Origin of the sequence: Neolewinella maritima (assembly GCF_923081025.1) — a bacterium.
In the GTDB taxonomy this organism is placed as follows: Bacteria; Bacteroidota; Bacteroidia; order Chitinophagales; family Saprospiraceae; genus Neolewinella; species Neolewinella maritima.
In genome coordinates this window covers 889,117-904,961 of sequence record NZ_CAKLPZ010000001.1, presented here as the reverse complement: position 1 = coordinate 904,961, position 15,845 = coordinate 889,117, and the positions used below count along the sequence as shown (strand labels likewise).

Sequence of the window (15,845 nt, the reverse complement as noted above, 5' to 3'; positions counted from 1 at the left end):
AGATAGCCACGGGTAGACTAAAACGGCCGTGCCCCCCGGCGGGCGGCGGCCAGCGTTCGTTCGATGCGTTGCGCCCTGGTGGTGGCCCGTTTAGCGTTGAATAACCACTCCAGTATGCCGCGCTTGGTGGACGGTGGGTAATCCTCCCAGTGCTTCCAGGCAGTCGGCTCGCCGGCCAGGGCCTGCCGGAGGTCGTCGGGCACGACCAGCTCCTCTACATCATTGAGCGCATCCCATGTGCCACTGCGTTTGGCCAGGCGGACCATTTCCAGTCCGGGTGCCGCCATCCGCCCCTGCGCGAGAAGCCGGGCGACCTTTTGCTTGTTGACCCGGCTCCAGTTGCTCTTCGGGTTTCGGGGGCTGAACAGCTGGTAGTAGCTACGGCCATCCCGCTTATTGGGTAGGCTATCGATCCAGCCGAAGCAGAGTCCCTCATCCACGGCCTCGGCGTAGGTGAGGGAGGACCGGTCATCCGCCTTCCTGAAGATGATGAGCCAGATGCTTTGCTCCCGGCCGTGGTGCTCCACTAGCCAGGCACGCCAGGCCGGTAGGTCCGCTACAGCAATGGCCAGTCGGTCGCGGTAGGTTTCCTGGAATAGTATCATCTGCGCATCAACTTACCCAGACTGATAAAATGTGCCCACAGCATCAGGGGCACGACGACGGCCGGCAGCCAGACGAAGGGCAAGTAGAATATCGCTACAGTAGGTTGCCCGAGACCAAACCGTTGGTAGCCCGTCTCAGCTGAGAAAACCGCAATGATCACCACCGAAAGCAGCACCGCAATACCGAGTACATTATACCCGATCGCCCACCGCGCACCGAGCCACTGGCGCTTGAATACCGCATAGCCTACTAGCGGTCCCAGCAGGCCGGGGAGGAGATCGAAGTTATAGCCTGCGTAGGTCATGGCGCGCGCCACGTAGCCCGCAGTGTACAGGCCGTGTAGAAACACTACTTCGACCAATACCCGCACCCCCTGCAGGTAGTGCAGGGCCTCCAGCGAAGATCGTGCGCGCAACCTTGCCCCCAGTCGACTGAAGCCCAGCAGTAGGCCGACCACCACCATCGGAAGCAGTACGAAGGCCAGCCGGGGAGGAAGCCCGCGCGTGTCGAGGAAGAAGCCCGTACTAGCGATGCCGCTCACCAGCAGTAGCCACAGCAGCAGCATACCGAGCAGCTGCCGGTCGCGCCCTACGGCCCGGTAGAAGCCGTATAGGGCGAGTAGCGTGAGCAGTGCGAAGCTCACGTTCAGTGCGGGCAGGGGAAGGAAGGTGGTATGATCGGGCATACATCCGGCGGTGTAGCCTAAGGTACGCTAGGCGGCCCTATCCTTAACGAGCGTATCCGCCTAGATCGCCTGCAGAATATCGTACTGCGCGATCAGGTGCTTGCGGCCGCTGCGGTCGGTAGCCACTACGGCAGGGTTCTCCTTGGTGATGTGCCGGCCGAGCTCGCTGAGCGTCAGGTCGGAGCTCACCTCCGGGAAGGGCTGGCGCATGATCTTGCGCACGGGCTGCTCGGCGTGCTCCATAGGGTTTTCGAGGAGGTAGTTAAGTACGTCGGTCTCGGTGATGGAGCCGACGACCTCCTCGCCGTTGAGCACGGGCATCTGACTGAAGTCGTGCTCCTTCATCAGCTTGAGCGCCTGGCGGACACTGTCGTCGCGATTGATGCCCGCGAAGGCCTCCTCCTGCTTCTTGGCGCTGATCAGGTCGCGCACCTTGAGCTCGGCATCCAGGAAGCCGCGCTCGCGCATCCAGTCGTCGTTATAGACCTTGCCGATGTAGCGGCTGCCGTGGTCGTGGATTACTACGACGACCAGGTCGTCCGACTTGAGCTTATCCTTGAGTTGGAGCAGTCCCGCAACGGCACTGCCCGCCGAGTAGCCGAGCAGCAGGCCTTCCTCGCGGGCCAGGCGGCGGGCCATGACGGCCCCGTCCTTGTCGGTCACTTTCTCGAAGTGGTCGATGACGTCAAAGTCTACATTTTTCGGCAGGATATCCTCACCGATACCTTCGGTGATGTAGGGGTAGATCTCCTTTTCGTCAAACTCGCCGGTTTCCTTGTACTTCTTGAATACGGAGCCGTAGGTATCGATGCCCCAGGCCTGTACGGCCGGGTTCTGCTCCTTGAGGTACTTGCCCGTGCCGCTGATAGTGCCGCCGGTGCCTACGCCGACCACGATGTGGGTGACCTGCCCGTCCGTCTGTCGCCAGATCTCCGGACCGGTGCTCTCGTAGTGCGCCTTGCGGTTGCTCAGGTTGTCGTATTGGTTGAACCAGAAGCTGTTCGGGATCTCCTTGCTGAGCCGCTCGGCCACGGAGTAGTAGCTCCGCGGATCTTCGGCACTCACGTTGGTAGGACATACGATGACCTCGGCACCCATGGCGCGCAGGATGTCCAGCTTCTCCTTGCTCTGCTTGTCGCTGGTCGTGAAGATGCAGCGGTAGCCGCGCACGCAGGCTGCCAGGGCCAGGCCCATACCGGTGTTGCCGGAGGTACACTCGATGATGGTGCCACCGGGCCTGAGGCGCCCGTCGGCCTCGGCGTCGTCGACCATCTTGAGGGCCATGCGGTCCTTGATGGAGTGACCGGGATTGAAGGTCTCCACCTTCATCAGTACCCGACAGGGCATGCCCTTGACCACCTTATGTAGTTCGACCAGTGGGGTGTTGCCGATGGTCTCGAGGATGTTATTCTTTACTTCCATTGTATTTATCTACCACGGCGTGTTTCCGGCCGATCTAGTTTATTCTGCGTGAATCCGCGTTTGATCCCTTCAGCGGATCTCCACGATCTCCACTTCCAGTCCGCTCCGCCGCTGAAACTGACGCGCCATCAGGTTGGCCGCCCCTTCCTCCCGCGTAGGACCATCGATGTACAGCAGGTAGTCCGTAGTGCCCGGGGCCTCTACGCAGTCGCCCGCCGCTACCGTAACCGGCGATTGGTACAGGCGGTTGAGCTCCAGCGCCCATTCCCGCGCCGCACCGAAACTCGCATACCGCCCGAAGAGCAAAATGAAGACCGGCTCGCCCAGGGTGTAGAGCGGCAGACAGGCATAATCCACCGTAGCCACCCCGTCCGCATCCAGGCGGTAGCGCCGTAGCGAATCCGTATCGGCGATGTCCGCCTCCGCGATAAGTCCCCCCTCCGGTACGTTTATCGATAGTTCCGTAAGCGTGAAGCTGTCGTCCCGCCGCCGGTACTCCCCCTCCTCGATCTCGAGCGGCGGGGCGGGCGTGCGGCCGGTCTCCAGCATCGCCAGATCGGGCCCCGCTCCCCTACCCCCTTCCTCTGCTACGGGTGAGTAGGCTGCCTGTCGGTAGACTCCCCAGCCCAGCCCAACGAGCGCAGGCACCCCCAGCACGAGCACCCAGGCGCCGAGAGTATAGTAGCCCGGCCGCCGCCGCATGCCGGAGGGGAACAGGCTCCGGTACGCCCGCCGCCCGCGCGCCCGCAGCAGCACCGCCCGCCTTCCCAATTTACGCAGCACCTGCGGCCGCGCCCTGCGTACCGGTTGGAGGGCGGTCTGTGTAGGAGGGGGCGTTGTCACGACCTCCGCCCGCGCCAGCCACCGCGGTAGCTTGATGCGACTGCCGGCAAACTGGTCTACCTGACTGGGACTCATCACGTTGCGCACCACCTTGTCTGCCTCCACGGCCAGCAGCCCGAAGCCGTACTTGACACACTGCCGTTCCAGCTCCCGGTAGCGCCGCCGCGTGCGCCAGCTATCGGCCGCGAAGATGGCCGTGTCGTAGGCCACCCACTGCGCATCGGCGTAAAAGCGCTTGAACTGGTCCACGGCGTAGATGTAGCGGTAGCGTTTGAGCCGGCTCAGTCCCGTACTGATCGCCAGAAAGAGCGCTACCAGTAGACTGGCGAGCACTAGGTAGGCAGTGGGCAGACCAAACAGGCGAAACAGGTTCCACTCCGGCACCCAGCTGCCCAGCCAGGTGATGAGGGCGGCGGTTACGAGCGTCCAGACCAGCGCGTGGACGCCGATGCGCCAGTAGTTGGTCTGGTAGAGGATCTCGTGCTGCCGGTCCAGACTGGTGGCCTCCACCGTGGCGGTGAAGTAGCTGCGGTCGGGCCGCTGGTAGGCCAGGCGGGCATCGATGAGTACGCCCTGGTAGTAGTGGGGGCGGTCGGTGATGCGCGTGCCGTCGCTGCCCAGGTAGCGGGGCCGCAGCTTATAGTGGAAGCGCAAAAAATTGATGGCCAGGCCGCGGATCTGCTGTTCGGTGTACGGCATCGGGCGGTAAAAGTCGCACATAATGCGGTAATTCGCACACAACTTTCCCCCCACGTGCCCTTCGAACCCTTTTCCCTCAACTGCAATGGCTACTTCCTGCGCGCCGAACGCCCCCTGGTGATGGGCATTCTCAACGCTACGCCAGACAGCTTCTTCGCCGGCAGCCGGGTACAAGCCGATCAGGTGGGCGCGGCCGCCGGTGCAATGGTCGAAGCGGGGGCCAAGATCCTGGACGTAGGCGGTATGTCGACCCGCCCGGGTGCCGAACTGATCACTTCCGAGGAGGAGCAATCACGCATCCTGCCCGTCATCGAAGCGGTGCGGGCCGTGGCACCGAAAGTGGTCATCAGCTGCGATACGGTCTACGCCGCTACCGCCCGGGCCGCCGTAGCCGCCGGAGCCGGTATGATCAACGACGTCAGCGCCGGCCGCTTCGACGATGAATTGCTTGCCGCCGTAGCCGAGCTGCGCGTCCCCTACGTCCTCATGCACATGCCCGCCGCCACCCCGGCCACCATGCAGCAGCATACCCAGGACTACGGCGACAAGGTGGTCACCCACGTCTGGGACTTCCTGGCCGAACAGCTCATCGCCATCCGCCAGCTCGGTGTTTTAGATATCATTGTAGATCCTGGCTTCGGCTTCGGCAAGAACCAGGCGCAGAACTATACGCTGCTGAAGAACCTGCACGCCTTTCGCCACCTGGGCGTGCCCGTCCTGGCCGGTATCAGTCGCAAGGGTATGGTATACAAACCCCTGAAGACTACCCCGGCCGAGAGTCTGCCCGCCACGGCCGCGCTACATCTGTACGCCCTGCAACAGGGGGCTTCGATCCTGCGCGTACACGACGTAAAGGAAGGCGTGGAGGTGGTAAAGCTGTGGAGCTTGCTGGAGGAGGCTCGTTTGGTGGGGGAGGGTTAAACACGGATTACGCAGATTATGTCGCAGATTTAACACAGATTATACGTGGGGAGTACCGGCGATTGGCGTGCTAGTGCCTGTGGCAGTTGCGTAGTGAAATCCGTGCAGTCAATCCGGGTAATCCGTGTTTAACCTACCGAAAACAAAGCCACCCGCACACCCGTTTTCCAGAAGCCCATGGCCCAACAATCCCCCCCACCCCCATTCAAACAAGGCATCGGTACCGCCCAGATCCTCATCGTCGTAGCGATCCTCGGTATCCTGGGGGTGCTCGGCTACCGCGCCCTGCGCAATACGCCGGGGAGCTTTCTGGCCGGTCCGGCGGAGTACGAGCTGCAGTACCGTCCGGCCGACTTCAGCTACAACATCGATCCCGAAACGGCCTTGGCCATCCTGCAGAACCCCCGACGCTACCGCCGCGAGTTCGATGAGCTGGTGCACGATATCAATACCGATATCCTGGGGCACGTGGGCAACCGGATGGGACTCAATGACAGTCTGCAGCGGGCCGTCCTGCAGGAGTATGACCTTCAGCACCCGCAGTTGACTGAGCTGTATTACCAGGATTTTATGCGTCTGCGCGATACCAGTGCGGCGGTGTACGAAACCTGGTACGATGAGGGCGGACAAAAGGTGACCGAGATCTTCGAAGAGGTCGCCAGCAACTACACCTGCTTCATGCTCAACAAGGTGCTGGCCGCCGTGATCCGTACCCGCAACGGCAACATCCTGGCCAAGGGTGCCGACGTACAGAACCCCTGCTCCATCGCCATGGGCGAGGCCCTGCGCCCGCTGGTGGCCCGCATGCGGGAACGGGCGGCCATCGAGGACTTCAGCCGCAGCAAGGGCCTGTTCCAGGAAAAGGTGGAGACCGTCATCGGGGAGTTGGCCACCATCGAGATCAGGGATAAGAAGGGCATCAGCAAAAACCTGCAGACCACCGTCTGGGGCATGAACGTCTCGGAGACCGACGTAGAGATCACCGCCCTGAGTATCCTTAAGGTAGGCTTCCGGCTGAACGAGTACTTCGACCTGCAGCTGGACGAGCAGAACAAGACCATCAACATCACCCTACCCGAACCCGAGATCCTGAGCCACGAGGTACTCCCGAAAGTGGAAAAGCTCGATATCGGCTGGCTGCGCGAGGTCAAGGGAGTCAATATCGACGAGGGGGTGAACGCCCTGCGGGAGAGCTTCCGCGAGGATGCCCTGGAGAGCGACGTGATGGACCGGGCCAAGACGCAGGCCCAGCAATTGATGGATACGATGTTCGGTCCGCTGGTGGGCAATATCGGTCCGGGCTACCGACTGGTAGTAGGCTTTCGCGGCGCGCCCGGTCGGGTGACGCAGGGCGCCCTGGGGTAGTTTTGTACGGGTGACAAACTTTTCCCATACCTTACAGTTGCTACAACAACCGTTGCCCTATTTAATTACGTCGCTCATGCCCACCACAATCACCCCCCTGACGCAGGATTACGCTGCCTATACCCCCGCCGATTACCGCATCTGGCGCCTGCTCTCCGAGCGGCAGCGCGAGGCCCTCAAGCCCGTTGCCGCCCAGGAGTACCTGGACTGCCTGAAGGAGCTCTACCCCATTCTTTCGCCCGAGCACCCGCCCCGCTTCAGTGACCTTAGTCGGGCGCTGCGCAATGCCCATGGTTGGTCCATCGAGGTGGTAAAGGGATTCCTGCCCGTAGACGAATTCTTCCAGTTATTGGCCAACCGCCGCTTCTGCTCCAGCACCTGGCTGCGCAGCGAGAAGCAGCTCGACTACCTGGAGGAGCCCGATATGTTTCACGATATCTTCGGTCACATCCCGCTGTACCTGAATAAGGACTACGCCGACTTCGCCCAGAAGCTCGGCGCCATCGGTGTAAAGCACGCCGGCGACGAACAAAAGATCACCCAGCTACAGCGCCTGTACTGGTTTACGATCGAGTTCGGGGTCATCCGGCAGGAGCAGGAGCTCAAGGTCTACGGGGCCGGCATCTGCAGCAGCACCTCCGAGACCAAGCATATCTATACCGACAACGCCGTAGTCATCAAGCCCTTCGATCTCGATGAGATCATGGCGCAGGACTTCGTGATCGACAAGGTGCAAATGCTCTACTTCGCTATCCGCGACTTCAGCGAGCTCTTCGCCGCGGTAGACGAACTGGAATCCCGCTGGGGGTAGTAGTTCTGTAGTGCCCCGTAAAGGATTCGAACCTTTGACCTGAAATTTAGAAGATTCCTGCTCTATCCAACTGAGCTAACGGAGCGCGCCGCAAAACTACGCGCTAGCGGGAGAATGCACAACAGCTACCGGTCGTGCGGCGTCTTACTAGTATATTCCCCGCCCCATGTTCTTGAAAAAGCGGTTTCTGGCCCTGCTCGCCGTGTTCCTGTTCGTAGCCTATGCGGTCTACCGGCTGGAGCCCTACGTGCGTATCCAGATGGACGACCGCCAGCTCAGCGCCATCCTCGAGAGTGAGGAGCTGGACGCCGAGATCGGCTACCTGGAAGGCAGCAGCCGCAAACTCCGCTTCCTGCAGATCGGGCAGGACCGCAGCAAGCCCCTCCTCGTATTCATCCACGGTGCCCCCTCGTCGAGCGCCTGGTGGATCACCATGATGCGCGACTCGGCCCTACGCGCCGAGGCCAATATTCTAGCCATCGACCGGCCCGGCTACGGCGGTAGCGGACTGGGAAACCCCATGACCTCGGTCCGGGAGCAAGCAGAAAATGTCGCCGCTGTTATTCGCTCGCGCCGGCAACCCCGTCAGAAGGTGGTAGTGCACGGCAGCAGCTACGGCGGTACGGTGAGCGCCCGTCTGGCGATGGATTTTCCCCAATTGGTCGACGGACTCCTCCTACAGTCCGCCAGCATGGCTCCGAAAGAGGAATACACCTACTGGATCACTCACCCGACCTCCCACTGGTCACTTTCCTGGCTCCTGCCCAGCGGCATCAATACCGCCAACCACGAAAAGCTCGCCCACCAGGCCGAGCTGGAAGCTATGGCCAGCGAGTGGGACAATATCGACGCACCTACCGTTATCCTCCACGGCACCGACGACTGGCTGATCTATCCCCGCAACGCCTACTACGCCTGCGATAAGCTGACCGGTGCCCCCACGGTCGTCCACCATATGGTCAAGGGCAAACAGCACGATCTGCTTTACACCGCCCCGAAGCTGCTCAAGCATTACTTGCACTACTTGCTGGACCGCGTCTAGTCCTTACCGTACTTCTCGCCCCACTGCTGCTGCATGCGCTCGCGGATCTTCACCTCGGTAGCGTTATTGGTCTGCGGCTTGAAGAAGGCGGTGCCCGAAAGCTCCTCCGGCAGGTACTCCTGGCGACTGAAGTTGCCAGGTTTGTCGTGGCTGTACTGGTAGTTCTTCCCGTAGTCCAACTGCTTCATCAACTTAGTGGGCGCGTTGCGCAGGTGCAGGGGAACGGGAAGGGTGCCGGTCTGCCGTACCGCCTGCTGGGCCGCGCCGATGGCCTTGTAACTACTGTTCGACTTGGCGCTCGTAGCGAGGTAGATCGCAGCCTGACTCAAAATGATCCGTGCCTCGGGATAGCCAACCAGCTGAGCAGCCTGGGCTGCGGTGGTAGCCATGAGCAGGGCATTGGGATTAGCTAGTCCGACGTCTTCCGAGGCGGAAATCACCAGCCGGCGGGCGATGAATTTTAGGTCTTCCCCGCCCTCCACCATGCGGGCTAGCCAGTACACTGCGGCGTTAGGATCACTGCCCCGGATACTCTTGATCAGGGCCGAAGCGATATCGAAGTGCTGCTCGCCGGTCTTGTCGTAGCGTGTCAGGTTCTCCTGTACGCGGGCCGTGATGTAGTCGGTGTCGAGTACGACGGGCTGTCCGTCGGCCGCCTCGTGGGTCACCAGCTCCAGGACGTTGTAGAGCCGGCGCCCGTCGCCCCCTGAGAAGCGGAGCAGGCTGTCGTAATCCTCCACGACGACCTCCATCTTGCTGAGGTATTCGTCTTCGGCCAGCGCCCGGTCGACCATGCCGGTCAGCTCGTCCCGCCCCAGGGGCTCGAGGACGTAGACCTGGGCGCGGCTGAGTAGCGCGGGGATGACTTCGAAGCTGGGGTTCTCGGTCGTAGCACCGATCAGGGTCACGGTACCGGCCTCCACGGCACCGAGCAGGCTGTCCTGCTGCGATTTACTGAAGCGGTGGATCTCGTCGATGAACAGGATCGGGGAGGCGGACTGAAAGAACTTCCCCCGCTTCGCCTTTTCGATCGTCTCGCGCACGTCCTTCACTCCTGAGTTGATCGCCGAGAGCATGTAGAAGGGCACCTCCAGCTGACCGGCCACGATACGGGCCAGGGTGGTCTTCCCGACGCCCGGCGGGCCCCACAGGATGAAGCTGGGCAGTCGCCCCGTTTCGATGGCCCGTCGCAGTACGGCCCCGGGGCCCACCAGGTGCTGCTGTCCGACGTAAGTGTCGAGGGAGGTGGGGCGCATTCGTTCGGCTAGGGGCTGCATGCGGCGAAGGTACTGGTTCGCGTCGTGTAGCGCAGGAGCAAGAGAGCCTAAGCAGGATCTCCCAGCACCATCGCCCGGTGGGGGATACCATCCTCCAGGTACTCCTCCCCTACCCCACGGTAGCCCAGGCTCCCGTAAAAGTCCTGTAGGTGAGCCTGTGCGCTGATCTTCACCGCTTGCTCCCCAAAGTGTTCATAGAGTACACGCATAGAGTAGTCCATTAGCGGCCGGCCCAGTCCCTGTCCGCGGACGGTGGGGGAGGTCACCACCCGTCCGATGCTGGCGTAGTCCGGGTAGGAGATACCCCGATCCAGTATCCGGGTGTACGCTACGACCTTACCGTCCTGCATACCTACCACGTGGATGGCCTGCTGATCCTTACCGTCCGCATCCTGGTAGTAGCAGGTCTGCTCCACGACGAAGACCTCCTGCCGCAGGGCCAGGATCGCGTACAGCAGATGTACATCCAGCTGCTCGAAGGTGTAGTGCGTCCATTCGACCGTCATTCCATAAACTTTGCCACGAAGTAACGCACGGCCGGCTACACCGCGCTAGCTATCTTCGCCATGACCACCAGCTTACCGAGCGAAGCGACCTAACCCCCTCCCCCCCCTTGCGCTACTACCTAATCGCCGGCGAAGCATCCGGAGACCTCCACGGAGCTAAACTCGTAGAAGCCCTGCGCGCGCGCGACCCTGCGGCCGAGATACGGGCCTGGGGTGGTGAGCTGATGGCTGCAGCCGGCGCCGAGGTGGTCAAGCACTACCGCGAACTGGCCTTTATGGGCTTCGTAGAGGTGGTGAAGAACCTACCGACCATCCTGAGTAACTTCCGGGCCTGCAAAGCGGATATCGCGGACTTTCGGCCCGACCGCCTAGTGCTCATCGACTACCCGGGCTTTAACCTGCGCATGGCCAAGTGGGCCCGCAGGGCCGGCTACGACATCAGCTACTACATCAGCCCCCAGATCTGGGCCTGGCACACCAGCCGGGTCAAGCAGGTACGGGCTAATGTGGACCGCATGTTGGTCATTCTGCCCTTCGAAGAGGCGTTCTACGCGGAGCACGGCGTGGAGGCCACCTTCGTGGGTCACCCGCTACTCGATGTTGTGAAGCAGACGGATTCCCGTCCCCGTACCCACGTAGCCCTGCTACCCGGCTCCCGCAGGCAGGAGATCGATCGCAGCCTGCCCCCCATGCTGGCCGCCGCAGCCCGCCTGCCTGAGCAGCGGTACGTGATTGCGGGAGCGCCCGGGCAAGACGCGGAGTTGTACCGGCAGTACCTACAGGCTGCGGACGTACCGCCGAAGCTCGAACTGGTACAGGGCAACACCTACGAGGTACTTGCCACGGCCCACACGGCACTGGTAACTAGCGGAACGGCTACGCTGGAAACGGCCCTGTTCGGGGTGCCGCAGGTGGTCTGCTACCGGGGCAATGCCCTGAACTACTGGCTGGCGCGCCGGCTGGTAGCTAGCCGGATCAAGTATATCTCGCTGGTTAATCTGGTGATGGATCGGGAAGTCGTACCGGAGCTGATCCAGGCAGACTTCAACGTGACGCGGCTGACCGCCGAGCTACAAAAAATAATTGCCGGCCCCGTGCGGGACCGGCAATTAGAAGAGTTGCAACAGCTGCGGCGCGTGCTGGGCGCGGGGGGCGCGGCGGAGCGGGCGGCTGCGGCGATTATCGGATGATTACATATTGCCGAAAATAACCAGCAGGGCGTAGATAAGGCCCGGAAGGTAGAACAGCAGGGTAAGCAGTAGGGCGATCCAGAACTTGTTATTCAATTCACCTTCGTACACCAGTACGGCGACGGGAGGAAGCAGGACGGCCAGGATGACGAGCAGGATGGTGTTGGTGCTGGCGTCCTGATGGTTTTCGAGCGCATCCTTCACCGCGCGGCGCTGCTCCCGCTTGAGGGTACGACGCTCCTTGGCGGTCATGCTCTTCAGCGATGCGGTGTATTCACGGGCTGCTTCTAGTGCGGCGGCTTCCGTGGCAGTGGCCGATTCGGTGGTGGCCGGAGTGACGGGTACTCCAATGGCAGCACTCAGGGGACCAAAGGCCAGTAGAGTCAGCAGTAAGGAAAGGGTAAGTGTGCGGAGGCTCATAAAATGCAGGTATGGTCGGTCTGGCAGTATTGCCACCCAAGCAAACCCACTTTATCCTACGAGGTTTGTAGCCGGATCAAAAATGACGCGACACAGGCTGCGCTAGAACGAGTAGCAGCCATTGCCCCCGCGGCCTCCGCCCCAACCACCTAGACGGATGCCTACGGTGAGGTTGATTAGGAAGTAGAAATCATCAGAGCTGCCTCCCCGAGAGTAGTTTAGATTATCTGGTGCTTCGCCCGGTTGTACGGCAGGGTTGGAAAAGAAGGCTCCCTGGGTGGTTGTGTTAGCGAGCACTTCCTGGTAGTTCAGGCGTCGTCCAGAAATATCGTCCAGGTAATCAGTGCCGGTCAGCCGGCCACTTACCTCACCGCCAACAACAATGCGTTCCCCTAATTTGGCCCGCAGGCCGCCGCCGACGTGATAGGTCGTGATATTCAGCGCGTAGGGGGCCGGATCGTAGGCTCCGGTCCGAATACCCTGCCCTTCGGTCTTAAGCGGCTGTAGGTCATAGTACACTCCGTCATCCTGCGACTGCGGCTCGAAGGCGGTGCGTCCGATGCCCACCATCAGGTAGGGAGCTACAAAGCGGTCTTCCGGGTCGCCCAAATAAAAAAGGTCGAACTCAGCAGCCAAGCTAAATTCTTGGATGCGGGAGCGAAAGTTACGGGTGATGGCAGCGCGCTCGTCCTGACTTATCCGCACGGAGGTTTCGTTCTCCGCCTCGATGCGTCCGAAAATGCCATTCAGGCGCAGGCCGACCCGGCTGATCGGCCGGTACCGCAGGTAGAAGCCGCCGAAGGTGTTCCAGTCACTCAGAAAGCCGATACCCGGATCGCTCAGGTCGCCGTTGTACGGCATATCGCCCCCCTGCAGGCCTACTTCGAAGTAACGCTGGGCACTGACGGTGCTGCTCCCGCACAGTAAGGCCGCGAGAAGGAGAAGAAGGGTGAAATGTTTCATCAAGCTAGGTTGGGATCAAAGGAGGCAATACGGCTTAAACATATTTTCAGCCGTAAAATTGTAGGCGTCACTTGCTACATTTGGTAGCCAAGCGGACGCTCCGCAAATCGGTGAATAGTACCGCGCTTTGTCCGAATAAGTTCAAAAAACCCGTGGGACCTGACCTTTTACCGCCAAGTTCGGTTCCTTTGTGACTCATGGCCTCCACTCCCCCTTCACCGCCTACCGACGACGACGACGCAGCGACCAAACCCCGCATCACCAAGGATCGGCTGCGCCGCTCCCTGCGCATCTTCGACTACGTCTGGCGCTACCGCTGGCTATTTGCGCTGAGCTTCGTGATCCTGGGCCTGAGCTCGCTGGTGTTCCTGATCATCCTGCAACTCCCCGGCGAGGCCCTCAACGTCTACAACGGCAAGGGTAAGTACGGCCTCACCGTCGATGAGGTGTTTCTGCTCCTTGCGGGTCTGCTGGTCATCCAGGCGCCCCTCAGCTTTTACCGCGTACGCATCCAGGCCATCGTCAGCGAGCGCTCGATGGCCGCCCTGCGCAAGGACCTGTTTGCCAAGATCCTCCACCTCAATATCCCCTTCTTCGAGCGCAGCCGGGTGGGCGAGCTGACCAGCCGTATCACCAACGACATCACGCAGATCCAGGGGGTATTCAGCCTCACCCTCACGGAGTTTGCCCGGCAGATCATCATCCTGCTCGGAGCCACCTTGTTTATCCTCTTCACCATGTTCCGGCTGGCGCTGGTCAGCCTCATCGTATTTCCGGTGGTAGTGATCGCGGCCATGTTCTTCGGCCGCTACGTGCGCCGCATGACCAAGGCCCGCCAGGAAAAACTGGCCCAGAGCAACGTCATCGTCGAAGAGACCCTACAGAGCATCTCCACCGTCAAGGCCTACACCAATGAGGATTTCGAGCTGGCGCGCTACAGCCGCAGCATCGATGAGTCGGTCGACATTTCCATCCGTACCGCCAACGCCCGGGGCGTATTCTCGGCCTTCATCGTCAGCGTCATGTTCGGCGCCCTGTTCTTCATTATTTACCGCGCCATCCTACTGGTGCAGGCCGGTGACCTACCGGTGGGCGATCTGTTCAGCTTCATCGTCTTCACGGCCATCATCGGCGGCTCCGTGGCTAGTCTCGGTAGTTTCTACGGGGAGATTGTCGGTGCCCTCGGCGCCTCGGATCGCGTAGTCGACATTCTCGACAGTCAGGAGTTCGAGGGCACGGACGACGGGGTAGAAGAAGTACAACAAGAAGGGGCGGGGACGCCGGTGCCAATGAACGGCGAGCTGGCAGCGGCATCCTGTGACGACCTTACCGGTGCGATCGACTACGAGAATGTAGTGTTCTCCTACCCTACCCGCCCTGACATCACCGTACTCAAGGGCATCGACCTCCACGTAGCCCCCGGGGAGAAGGTGGCACTGGTGGGGGCTAGTGGCAGCGGCAAGTCCACCATCGTCAAGCTCCTGCTGCGTTTCTACCCCGTGACCCAGGGCCGGGTGACCGTAGACGGTCAGGACATCGAAGCCTTCGGACTGGAAGCCTACCGCGATCAGCTGGCCCTGGTGCCCCAGGAGGTCCTGCTGTTCGGCGGTACCATCCGCGAAAACATCACCTACGGTAAGCTCGACGCTACGGACGAGCAGGTCCGCGCCGCCGCCCGCCAGGCGAATGCGCTGGACTTCATCGACACCTTCCCGGAAGGACTGGACACCCTGGTCGGCGACCGGGGCATTCAGCTTAGCGGCGGACAGCGGCAGCGGGTAGCTATCGCCCGGGCTATCCTCAAGGACCCCAAAATTCTGCTCCTCGACGAGGCCACCAGCAGCCTGGATGCTGAGAGCGAGCGCGTCGTACAGGAAGCCCTGGATAACCTCATGCGCGGCCGTACCAGCATCATTATCGCCCACCGCCTGGCTACGATCCGCGACGTGGACCGCATCTACGTGATCGAGAACGGCACCATCGTAGAATCGGGTACCCACGCCGAACTGAGCGTACGGCCCCACGGAGCGTATTCGGCCCTGGCCCGCCTGCAATTCGACCTGGCCGAATGATCCAGCAGCAGGTAGACCTACGTCGCTTCAACACCTTCGGACTGCCCGCAGTGGCCGAGCGTTTCCTTGCGCTCACGGACGAGGCGCAGCTTACCGACCCCCTATTCCGACAAGCCCCCGACCTCGTGCTAGGAGGAGGAAGCAACCTGCTGCTCATGGACGAGCTACCGGGCCTTACGGTGCACGTCCAACTGAGCGGCGTGACCTGGGCGGACGGGAAGGGCCGCTACCGGGTAGCTGCCGGCACCGACTGGAATCAGTTCGTGCGCTACACCCTGGAACAGGGTCACAGCGGCATGGAGAATCTGATCCTGATCCCCGGTACGGTAGGGGCCTCGCCGGTGCAGAACATCGGCGCTTACGGATCGGAGGTCGCCGAATTCATCACCACGGTACACGCCTGGGAATACGGCGTGGGGGCGGTGGATCTGAGTCCGGCAGACTGTGCCTTCGGATACCGCGACAGCCGCTTCAAGCGGGAGCCCGGGCGGTACCTGATCACGGCCGTATCCTTCGACCTGAGTGAGCCGCGCGCCCTCAAACTGGACTACGGGGCTATCCGCACGGAGCTGGAACTGCGCCAGATCGATCAGCCTACGGCCAGTGACGTTGCTGCCGCGGTGACGGCCATCCGACGAAGCAAGCTCCCCGACTGGTTCTTTCTCGGAAACAGCGGAAGCTTCTTTAAGAACCCGGTGGTACCCCGCCCACAGTACGAAGCGTTGCACGAACAGTATACAGACCTGCCCGCCTACCCCATCGACGATACCTCCGTGAAACTTCCCGCAGGCTGGCTCATCGATCGCGCGGGACTGCGGGGCACGGGGACGCCGCGCGTCGGCACCTACGCCCGGCAGGCACTGGTGCTGGTCAATCGGGGTGGGGCGACCGGCCGCGACGTGCTTGCATTCAGTACACAGGTGCAGGAGACGGTGGCCGCCCGCTTCGGCGTACAACTGGAGCGAGAAGTGCAGTTGATCGGTCGGTGTGACTAAGTGAGTAAGCTGTACACGCAACCTCCGG

At 61.6% G+C, this 15,845-nt stretch carries 15 protein-coding genes and 1 tRNA gene; 7 read left to right on the top strand and 9 right to left on the bottom strand.

The window, feature by feature from the left end:
- Window positions 1-17: 17 nt before the first annotated feature.
- The 4 genes from MJQ68_RS03680 to MJQ68_RS03665 form a co-directional block, all read right to left on the bottom strand.
- Window positions 18-605, bottom strand: a complete 588-nt coding sequence (locus tag MJQ68_RS03680; protein ID WP_238749625.1) for a YdeI/OmpD-associated family protein — start codon at window positions 603-605, stop codon at window positions 18-20.
- Window positions 602-1,291 (bottom strand): hypothetical protein, encoded by a 690-nt coding sequence (locus MJQ68_RS03675; protein ID WP_238749624.1) that lies wholly within the window; start codon window positions 1,289-1,291, stop codon window positions 602-604. The genes MJQ68_RS03680 and MJQ68_RS03675 overlap by 4 nt, the downstream gene beginning before the upstream one ends.
- Before the next feature lie 60 nt (window positions 1,292-1,351).
- Window positions 1,352-2,713, bottom strand: coding sequence for a pyridoxal-phosphate dependent enzyme (locus MJQ68_RS03670; RefSeq protein ID WP_238749623.1), 1,362 nt, complete (start codon window positions 2,711-2,713; stop codon window positions 1,352-1,354).
- Between the two features lie 69 nt (window positions 2,714-2,782).
- Window positions 2,783-4,255, bottom strand: coding sequence for a hypothetical protein (locus tag MJQ68_RS03665; RefSeq protein ID WP_238749622.1), 1,473 nt, complete (start codon window positions 4,253-4,255; stop codon window positions 2,783-2,785).
- Between the two features lie 54 nt (window positions 4,256-4,309).
- Here MJQ68_RS03665 and folP point away from each other — a divergent pair, with 54 nt between their 5' ends.
- The 3 genes from folP (at window position 4,310) to MJQ68_RS03650 (ending at window position 7,352) form a co-directional block, all read left to right on the top strand.
- Window positions 4,310-5,176, top strand: a complete 867-nt coding sequence (gene folP / locus MJQ68_RS03660) for a dihydropteroate synthase (RefSeq protein ID WP_238749621.1) — start codon at window positions 4,310-4,312, stop codon at window positions 5,174-5,176.
- Window positions 5,177-5,353: 177 nt separating this feature from the next.
- A complete protein-coding gene (locus MJQ68_RS03655) occupies window positions 5,354-6,541 on the top strand; it encodes a DUF4230 domain-containing protein (RefSeq protein WP_238749620.1) in 1,188 nt (395 codons plus the stop codon).
- A gap of 76 nt (window positions 6,542-6,617) precedes the next feature.
- Complete coding sequence (locus MJQ68_RS03650; protein ID WP_238749619.1) at window positions 6,618-7,352, top strand: phenylalanine 4-monooxygenase; 735 nt, start codon at window positions 6,618-6,620, stop codon at window positions 7,350-7,352.
- Window positions 7,353-7,363: 11 nt separating this feature from the next.
- Here MJQ68_RS03650 and MJQ68_RS03645 read toward each other — a convergent pair.
- Window positions 7,364-7,437 (bottom strand) — tRNA-Arg (locus MJQ68_RS03645).
- Window positions 7,438-7,518: 81 nt separating this feature from the next.
- On the opposite strand from MJQ68_RS03645, the gene MJQ68_RS03640 reads away from it, so the two are divergent.
- Window positions 7,519-8,394: an alpha/beta fold hydrolase gene (locus MJQ68_RS03640; RefSeq protein ID WP_238749618.1), complete on the top strand. Its 876-nt coding sequence runs from the start codon at window positions 7,519-7,521 to the stop codon at window positions 8,392-8,394.
- On the opposite strand, the gene MJQ68_RS17965 is transcribed toward MJQ68_RS03640, so the two are convergent.
- Both MJQ68_RS17965 and MJQ68_RS03625 read right to left on the bottom strand, forming a co-directional pair.
- A complete protein-coding gene (locus tag MJQ68_RS17965) occupies window positions 8,391-9,671 on the bottom strand; it encodes a replication-associated recombination protein A (protein ID WP_319937467.1) in 1,281 nt (426 codons plus the stop codon). The two genes, MJQ68_RS03640 and MJQ68_RS17965, sit on opposite strands and share 4 nt — an antisense overlap.
- Window positions 9,672-9,718: 47 nt before the next feature.
- The gene (locus tag MJQ68_RS03625; RefSeq protein ID WP_238749617.1) at window positions 9,719-10,177 is read right to left on the bottom strand and encodes a GNAT family N-acetyltransferase; all 459 of its coding nucleotides are present in this window, start codon (window positions 10,175-10,177) and stop codon (window positions 9,719-9,721) included.
- A gap of 107 nt (window positions 10,178-10,284) precedes the next feature.
- Between MJQ68_RS03625 and lpxB the strand changes: the two genes are divergently transcribed.
- Window positions 10,285-11,367, top strand: a complete 1,083-nt coding sequence (gene lpxB, locus MJQ68_RS03620) for a lipid-A-disaccharide synthase (protein ID WP_238749616.1) — start codon at window positions 10,285-10,287, stop codon at window positions 11,365-11,367.
- Here the strand turns inward: lpxB and MJQ68_RS03615 are convergent, their stop codons facing one another.
- Window positions 11,368-11,787 (bottom strand): YqaE/Pmp3 family membrane protein, encoded by a 420-nt coding sequence (locus tag MJQ68_RS03615; protein WP_238749615.1) that lies wholly within the window; start codon window positions 11,785-11,787, stop codon window positions 11,368-11,370.
- 102 nt (window positions 11,788-11,889) lie between these two features.
- Window positions 11,890-12,750: a DUF6089 family protein gene (locus MJQ68_RS03610; protein WP_238749614.1), complete on the bottom strand. Its 861-nt coding sequence runs from the start codon at window positions 12,748-12,750 to the stop codon at window positions 11,890-11,892.
- 197 nt (window positions 12,751-12,947) lie between these two features.
- On the opposite strand from MJQ68_RS03610, the gene MJQ68_RS03605 reads away from it, so the two are divergent.
- A complete protein-coding gene (locus MJQ68_RS03605) occupies window positions 12,948-14,822 on the top strand; it encodes an ABC transporter ATP-binding protein (protein ID WP_238749613.1) in 1,875 nt (624 codons plus the stop codon).
- Complete coding sequence (gene murB / locus MJQ68_RS03600) at window positions 14,819-15,817, top strand: UDP-N-acetylmuramate dehydrogenase (protein ID WP_238749612.1); 999 nt, start codon at window positions 14,819-14,821, stop codon at window positions 15,815-15,817. Before MJQ68_RS03605 ends, murB begins: the two co-directional genes overlap by 4 nt.
- The last annotated feature ends 28 nt before the right edge of the window (window positions 15,818-15,845 follow it).

What these genes read in the sequence shown, in the direction of transcription:
- murB (WP_238749612.1), top strand. Translation starts at nt 14,819, where the DNA reads ATGATCCAGCAGCAGGTAGACCTACGTCGCTTCAACACCTTCGGACTG.
- MJQ68_RS03625 (WP_238749617.1), bottom strand. Translation starts at nt 10,177, where the DNA reads ATGACGGTCGAATGGACGCACTACACCTTCGAGCAGCTGGATGTACAT.
- MJQ68_RS03680 (WP_238749625.1), bottom strand. Translation starts at nt 605, where the DNA reads ATGATACTATTCCAGGAAACCTACCGCGACCGACTGGCCATTGCTGTA.
- MJQ68_RS03655 (WP_238749620.1), top strand. Translation starts at nt 5,354, where the DNA reads ATGGCCCAACAATCCCCCCCACCCCCATTCAAACAAGGCATCGGTACC.
- MJQ68_RS03670 (WP_238749623.1), bottom strand. Translation starts at nt 2,713, where the DNA reads ATGGAAGTAAAGAATAACATCCTCGAGACCATCGGCAACACCCCACTG.
- MJQ68_RS03605 (WP_238749613.1), top strand. Translation starts at nt 12,948, where the DNA reads ATGGCCTCCACTCCCCCTTCACCGCCTACCGACGACGACGACGCAGCG.
- MJQ68_RS03665 (WP_238749622.1), bottom strand. Translation starts at nt 4,255, where the DNA reads ATGCCGTACACCGAACAGCAGATCCGCGGCCTGGCCATCAATTTTTTG.
- MJQ68_RS03615 (WP_238749615.1), bottom strand. Translation starts at nt 11,787, where the DNA reads ATGAGCCTCCGCACACTTACCCTTTCCTTACTGCTGACTCTACTGGCC.
- MJQ68_RS03610 (WP_238749614.1), bottom strand. Translation starts at nt 12,750, where the DNA reads ATGAAACATTTCACCCTTCTTCTCCTTCTCGCGGCCTTACTGTGCGGG.
- MJQ68_RS03650 (WP_238749619.1), top strand. Translation starts at nt 6,618, where the DNA reads ATGCCCACCACAATCACCCCCCTGACGCAGGATTACGCTGCCTATACC.
- MJQ68_RS17965 (WP_319937467.1), bottom strand. Translation starts at nt 9,671, where the DNA reads ATGCAGCCCCTAGCCGAACGAATGCGCCCCACCTCCCTCGACACTTAC.
- MJQ68_RS03640 (WP_238749618.1), top strand. Translation starts at nt 7,519, where the DNA reads ATGTTCTTGAAAAAGCGGTTTCTGGCCCTGCTCGCCGTGTTCCTGTTC.
- MJQ68_RS03675 (WP_238749624.1), bottom strand. Translation starts at nt 1,291, where the DNA reads ATGCCCGATCATACCACCTTCCTTCCCCTGCCCGCACTGAACGTGAGC.